This window comes from Candidatus Margulisiibacteriota bacterium (assembly GCA_028706105.1).
Classification (GTDB): Bacteria; Margulisbacteria; Riflemargulisbacteria; order GWF2-35-9; family DYQY01; genus DYQY01.
Window position 1 is genome coordinate 1 of record JAQWCF010000087.1, and the last position, 6,860, is coordinate 6,860.

Consider the following 6,860-nt stretch of genomic DNA (forward strand, 5'->3'; position numbering starts at 1 on the left):
ATGAAGAATATAAATAATTGAATTTTTTTTTAATAGCTCACGATAAATTAATCATGAATAATAAAACTATAGCAATGAAACATTATAAATTAAGTTTCCAAAAATGGATGCAAGCCGAAATAGTATCGTTTTTTATTAGAAGTAAGTCCAACACAATAACGCAACCATCTATTTCAATGATAGGAAAATTTTCCAAAGAACAAGCATTGGCTGTCTTGCAAAAAACTACTAGTTGGTATGCCTATGGGGTGTTTTTATTACTTAATGAAAAATTAAAAGACAACAAAGAAGTTATTCTTGCTGCACTAAAAAGAACCACTGAAATATCTCATGCATTGTCAATCATTAGCTGTATTAGGACTGAACTAAGAAACAGCAAAGCATTAACAAGGGAAATAGCTAACACTCTTCTTGTTCTTTATGGCACCAAAAATCAAATACTTCTAGAAAAAGTCTTACAAGACAAACTATTCTTCACGAAAGAAGAAGTAAGAATAATGATTGCCGAAATAAAAGCGAAACAAAATATATCTTAGTTTAGCTACTACTTTAAAAAATATTATCGTCAAGGATTTACATTCAAAAAAAACGAGATATACAAAATTATTTCCCATTCGCAAGCTTGATAATGCATCGTATTTTTATCATCTATGTTTAAAACCTTTAAGATAAGGGAATAACAACAATTGTTATATAAAAAAATAGTTACTACAGCTATTGAAGAAAGGAGGCTTGATGAGTTATAACTAATGTAGGATGAATTGGAAGGTCTAAATATCGGATTGGCCCGCATGTCGGAAATCCCCTTTTAAGTAAGATTGTGACCTTCCTCCAAATATTTTCTTAGGAGGGAAAAAATGTCTTTAAATACAGTAGATGAAAGAATCGTTTTGCAAATGGTTCAACAGGGGGACAGGGACAGCAAAGAAACGCTAATCGCAAACAATCTTGGTTTGCTTTACAAATATACCAGAAAATACAATCACAAATATTCTCAGGATATCTTTCAAGAAGCTGCCATTGCTTTTTTGCATGCAGCAAAAAGATACGAATTCGACAGAGGAACAAAGTTCTCCACCTATGCTACGTTCTGGATTATGCAAGCAGCCAACAGAGGCTACCAGAAACTAGTAAGAGATGTCAGACTTCCATCTAACATTTTAGAGAACGTTCAAAAAATCAAAAAAGCTATTACTTATTATATGACTGAGAATCATTGTGAACCTGATACAGCTGAATTATCAAAAATCACAGGGATCAATCAATCAAAAATCGAATACTACAAAATGTTCGCAGCCAATTCGTCTTCTCTTGATGTTGTGGTTGATGATAATGAAAACTCACTAGGTAGCTACATCGAAGATCCCTCCATCAAAAGATTTGAAGAAAAGCTAGACGAGGATGAATTAGACAACGCTCTTTATGGAGCTCTAGACAGCCTTAGCAGTAGAGAAAAGTTTATTATTGAACGCCACTTTGGTTTAAAAGACTTAGAACCAATGAGTCTTTCAGAGATTGCAAGACTACTACAAGTTAGCAGAGAAAGAATTAGACAAATAAAAGAAAGAGCATTGAAGAAAATTAAAGATCAATATAATGAAGAATTAGCAGTGTATCTTTAAAACTCAACGTTGAATTAGCTTGAATATTTATTCAGGCTAATTCAGATCATCAAAAGCTATAAATCGTTAAGCATGGATTCGAAATCAATTTCAGAAGAATTAACTTTTTTACTTTTAGGAGTTTCCTCAATATCAAGGTGAAAGTCCATTGATGAATCTTTTTTACTTATATCTTCTTCAGGCACTATTTCTGGTTTTGCTTCTGCTACTGGTTTTTTGCTTTCCTTTAAAACATTAGCAACTTTGTTAACTGTTTCTAAGTCTACCTTGTCATCAGAGTGATAATCTAATCCTGTAGATGAAAGCATATTTTTTAACTCATCTATCCTAACATCTATCTTTGCTAGTTCTTCTCTTTGCTTTTGCAGAACGTTCTCTTTAAGAACTTTTAATTCTTCTATTCTAATTTTTATGAATTCATCCATTTAAAATCCCCCATAACTCAATATAATAATGAATTATAACAAACAATCATCAATTAAGCATATAGTTTGCATTTCTTTATCAATATTCTAAAAAACAAAAACAGCAAAATCTACGAAACATACGTGTTTAATAGTTAATCAATTTGCACAAAAACTCAATAGGTAGTAAACTATTACCCGTTTGTGTACAAGGTAAATTTAACTTGCAATAAACTAGTATTTTTCTTATGTTCTCTCATTTTCTCAGTCTAAAAAGAAAGTAAGAAGACATAAAAACTTGCCTCTTTTTTGCAATTATTTTTAATTTGTTCTCAAAAAAATCAGGTAAAGAGGAGTCCAATATGAGTAAGAAAAAAATGGAAACTGTTGACGGAAATACCGCCGCAGCACACGTAGCTTATGCGTATAGTGAGCTAGCTGCTATCTATCCTATCACGCCGTCATCAAATATGGGTGAATATACCGATGCGTGGGCAACAGCAGGAAGAAAAAATATTTTTGGCGAAATAGTGGAAGTTGTTGAAATGCAATCAGAAGCTGGAGCAGCCGGGACATGTCATGGTTCTATCTCTGCTGGAGCATTAACAACAACGTTTACTGCTTCTCAAGGACTTCTTCTAATGATTCCTAATATGTATAAGATTGCTGGAGAATTACAGCCAACAGTGTTCCATGTATCCGCAAGATCACTTGCTTGCCAATCCTTATCCATCTTCGGCGACCATTCAGACGTTATGGCAGTTAGAAACACAGGCTTTGCCCTAATGGGTGCTGGTTCTATTCAAGAAACTCATGATTTAGCTATTGTTTCACACCTAGCAACACTAGAATCAAGAGTTCCTTTTCTTAGCTTCTTTGATGGTTTCAGAACAAGTCATGAAATCCAAAAAGTTGAACTCAGCGACTATGAAACGCTTAAATCATTTGTTGATATGAAATATGTTGAGCAATTCAGAGACATGGCGCTTAGACCAGAAAAACCAACATTAAAAACTGGACAACAGGCTCCGGATGTATATTTCCAAGGAAGAGAAACAGTTAACAAATACTATGATGCTATTCCTGGAATTGTTAAAAAATATATGAAATTAGTTGGGGACAAACTTGGTAGAGAATACAACTTATTTGATTACGTTGGCGCAAAAGATGCTGACAAAATAATCATTGCAATTGGCTCTGCTTGTGAAACTATTGAAGAAACTATTGATTTTTTAATAAATAGAGGCGAAAAGGTTGGATTATTAAAAATAAGACTTTATCGTCCATTCTCAGTTAAAGACTTTATTGAAGCTATCCCGGCTTCAGTGAAAAAAATAGCTGTATTAGATAGAACAAAAGAACCAGGCTCAATCGGTGAACCATTATATTTAGATGCAGTTACTGCCCTACAAGGCAAAAACATCAAAATTGTTGGTGGAAGATATGGGCTTTCCTCTAAAGAATTTACACCAAGCATGGTCAAAGCTATTTATGACCACTTAGATGGTGCTTGTACTCACAACTTTACTGTTGGTATTGAAGATGATGTAACTAACACTTCTATCAAGATCAACGAAATTTTAGAAACTGAACCAAAAGGTACAGTAAGATGTAAATTCTGGGGTCTTGGTTCTGATGGAACAGTTGGTGCAAACAAAAACTCTATCAAAATTATTGGAGACAATACAGACCTTTATGCTCAAGGATATTTTGCTTATGACTCCAAAAAATCTGGTGGTATAACAGTATCCCATTTAAGATTTGGGAAAAAACCAATTAAGTCAGAATATTTACTAACATCTGCTGACTTTATTGCTCTGCACGTACCTGCTTACATTGGCAGATATGACATTTTAGAAGGCATCACAGAAGGTGGGACTTTCTTACTAAACTCACCTAGTTCAAGAGAAGAAGCTTTTGGACTATTAACAAGAGATATGCAAGAAACCATCATCAATAAAAAGATTAAATTCTACACAATTGATGCTGCAAAAATTGCTCATGAAGTAGGGCTTGGAGGAAGAATCAATACTGTAATGCAAGCAGCGTTCTTTAAAGTTTCGGGCGTATTACCAGAAGAAGACGCCATTACTCTAATTAAAAAATATATCGAAAAAACCTTTAAAAGGAAAGGTGACGATATTGTTAAAATGAACTGGGCTGCTGTTGATAAAGCATCTGAAGCCTTAGTTGCAGTAAAGGTGCCAGCTTCAGTTAAAGACATTAAGGTTTCCGCTGAAATAAAGAAACTTATCCCTGATAATGCTGATGTGTTCACAAAAACTATTATCGAACCAATCATGCGAATGAAAGGCGACAACATTAAGGTTTCTGAAATGCCTATTGATGGTGTGATACCAACAGCCACATCAAAAATTGAAAAAAGAGCAGTTGCCTTGGAAGTTCCATGTTGGATTGAAGACAATTGCATCCAATGTGGTCAATGTGTGTTGGTTTGTCCTCATGCTGCTATCAGAATGAAACAAATCGACCCAGCAGAACTTAAGGATGCACCGAAAAGCTTTAAGACAATAAAATCTAGCACAAAAAACACTAAGGACCTTCAATACAAAATTCAAGTTTATACTGAAGATTGCCAAGGTTGTGGAAGCTGTGTGGAAACCTGTCCAGCAAAAGAAAAAGCGATTTTCATGAGCCCTATTCATGAAGAATTTGACAAAGGTGAAATAGAGAATCAAAGGTTTTTTAATGCGCTTCCTGAAAATGTTCTAGATGGAATTGACCCTACAACATTAAAGGGTAGCCAATTTAAACAACCTTTATTTGAATTCAGTGGAGCTTGTGCTGGTTGTGGAGAAACTCCATATGTAAAACTAGTTACTCAACTTTTTGGCGAAAGAATGATAATAGCGAATGCCACAGGCTGTTCTTCTATCTATGGCGGAACATTCCCTACTATTCCTTATTGTGTAAACGAAAAAGGGCATGGTCCTGCTTGGGGCAATTCTCTTTTCGAAGACAATGCAGAATATGGACTTGGAATGCGTCTAGCAGTAACCACCAATCGTAAACAGCTAAAAAGTAATATTAAATTAGCTTTAGCTGAAAACATTTCAGCTGACCTCAAGAAATCTCTAGAAAAAAATCTAGAATTATGGGATGAAAAATCAACAGAAGCTACCAATGCACAAGAAGCAACGAAAGTACTTCTTAGCAAAGAAAAGCAATCTTCTCCTGTAATAAGCAAACTAAAAGAACTAAAAGATTATTTTGCTGAAAAATCTGTTTGGATATTTGGTGGAGACGGTTGGGCATATGACATCGGATACGGTGGATTAGACCACGTTCTTGCTTCTGGAAACAACGTAAACGTTTTAGTTCTAGATACTGAAGTTTATTCCAATACTGGTGGACAAGCATCAAAAGCCACACCAAGAGGAGCTGTTGCACAATTTGCTGCCTCAGGTAAAAAAATGGCCAAAAAGAACCTTGGATTAATGATGACCTCCTACGGAAACATCTATGTTGCTTCTGTAAACATGGGTGCTAACAAAAATCAGGTAATTAAAGCGTTGGTTGAAGCTGAAGCATACAATGGTCCATCTATTGTAATCGCTTATTCACCTTGTATCGCTCATGGAATTGACATGAAAGACTCACAAGCGCATGCTAAAACAGCAGCGGATACTGGTTATTGGCCAATCTATAGATTTAACCCTGACCTTATTGAGCAAGGCAAGGACCCATTCACTTGGGAATCAAAAGTTGCAACAAAAGAGTTTAAGGAAATGACTAACAATGAAAATAGATACAAGTCTTTAACTCGTTCAAATCCAGTAGAAGCTGACAGATTACATCAATTAGCAATACAAGATAATACCAAGAGAATGGCAGATTTACAAAATTTGAAGCAAGATCCTTCTTCGCTCTAAAGAGCTACGCAGGACAAGCTAAAAAAAGTTACTGTTTAAAGAATAAGGAAAATCCCTCACTTTTGTGAGGGATTTTCCTTATTCTAAATGTTTTCGTATTGTCCCATCTAATAAATTACGTTGATGAACATTTACATACTCAAAAGACTTAGAAGCAGAAATTATTTGTGGTTGAATATTTAAATTAACTATTTTTTGAAAAAAAGTATCAACATTATTTACAAGATTATCCTCCGTAGGATAAACCTTAAATTTCCAATATGTATCATATCCATTATTAGAAAAATAATCATAATCTACATCAAGAATAATATTATCAGAATTAACAGTAGAAAGATCCTGAGCTCTAACTATTTCTAAATCAATTTTTTTTGCCACTACTCCTAAACTTTCATGCATTTTAAGACTCCATGTATCTGAATAAAGGGTTGCTTTAAAAGGGACATCATTAAATATGCCTAAATTAGTACCTTCCGGTGTGTTACTGTAAAACCCAACCACTTTTGGCAAATTATCTGGCACAACCCAAATAACTTTAGAAATTATCCCAAATTTAATTGCTTCATTAATAAAATTAGCTCTTGTTGTTTCTGCTGGATGATAACCTAAATAAATATCGCTATGGGTATCAACGTGAATTAAAGTAGCCCCAGACTTGATCAAACCTTTAGCCAAAGCATCTTGCCAAAACGTTAAAACCTGTTCATGGCTATCAACTATTACGTGGGGGATTAAATTAAATTTAAATTGATTTTGAAAGCTTACTATCTTATACATATTAAATTATCGCTAATTTAACAAAAAAATTTCACCCTTGTGAAGCATCGAAACATGGTATCCCTCTGTTAGGTCCTCTTCATTAAAACCGTGGAACAATAAAAACTCATTTGGATCATAAACAGTTTCTACCGGCTGAGGGTTAAATAAATCAAAGTAATAGT

Annotated in this window: 5 protein-coding genes; 3 read left to right on the top strand and 2 right to left on the bottom strand. The window is 34.3% G+C overall.

All coding sequences use genetic code 11. The features are described 5' to 3' along the window. Nucleotides 1–53: 53 nt before the first annotated feature. Both PHF25_08105 and PHF25_08110 read left to right on the top strand, forming a co-directional pair. Complete coding sequence (locus PHF25_08105; protein MDD4527979.1) at nt 54–536, top strand: hypothetical protein; 483 nt, start codon at nt 54–56, stop codon at nt 534–536. Nucleotides 537–857: 321 nt separating this feature from the next. Then, nucleotides 858–1,622 (top strand): sigma-70 family RNA polymerase sigma factor, encoded by a 765-nt coding sequence (locus PHF25_08110; GenBank protein MDD4527980.1) that lies wholly within the window; start codon nt 858–860, stop codon nt 1,620–1,622. 56 nt (nt 1,623–1,678) lie between these two features. Here PHF25_08110 and PHF25_08115 read toward each other — a convergent pair whose 3' ends face one another. Next, nucleotides 1,679–2,047, bottom strand: a complete 369-nt coding sequence (locus PHF25_08115) for a hypothetical protein (protein ID MDD4527981.1) — start codon at nt 2,045–2,047, stop codon at nt 1,679–1,681. 341 nt (nt 2,048–2,388) lie between these two features. On the opposite strand from PHF25_08115, the gene nifJ reads away from it, so the two are divergent. Continuing rightward, nucleotides 2,389–5,919, top strand: a complete 3,531-nt coding sequence (gene nifJ, locus PHF25_08120; protein ID MDD4527982.1) for a pyruvate:ferredoxin (flavodoxin) oxidoreductase — start codon at nt 2,389–2,391, stop codon at nt 5,917–5,919. Between the two features lie 78 nt (nt 5,920–5,997). Here the strand turns inward: nifJ and PHF25_08125 are convergent, their stop codons facing one another. Further along, on the bottom strand, nt 5,998–6,696 hold the full coding sequence (locus PHF25_08125; GenBank protein MDD4527983.1) for a UPF0489 family protein: 699 nt from the start codon (nt 6,694–6,696) through the stop codon (nt 5,998–6,000). Between the last annotated feature and the right edge of the window lie 164 nt (nt 6,697–6,860).

What these genes read in the sequence shown, in the direction of transcription:
- nifJ (MDD4527982.1), top strand. Translation starts at nt 2,389, where the DNA reads ATGAGTAAGAAAAAAATGGAAACTGTTGACGGAAATACCGCCGCAGCA.
- PHF25_08115 (MDD4527981.1), bottom strand. Translation starts at nt 2,047, where the DNA reads ATGGATGAATTCATAAAAATTAGAATAGAAGAATTAAAAGTTCTTAAA.
- PHF25_08125 (MDD4527983.1), bottom strand. Translation starts at nt 6,696, where the DNA reads ATGTATAAGATAGTAAGCTTTCAAAATCAATTTAAATTTAATTTAATC.
- PHF25_08105 (MDD4527979.1), top strand. Translation starts at nt 54, where the DNA reads ATGAATAATAAAACTATAGCAATGAAACATTATAAATTAAGTTTCCAA.
- PHF25_08110 (MDD4527980.1), top strand. Translation starts at nt 858, where the DNA reads ATGTCTTTAAATACAGTAGATGAAAGAATCGTTTTGCAAATGGTTCAA.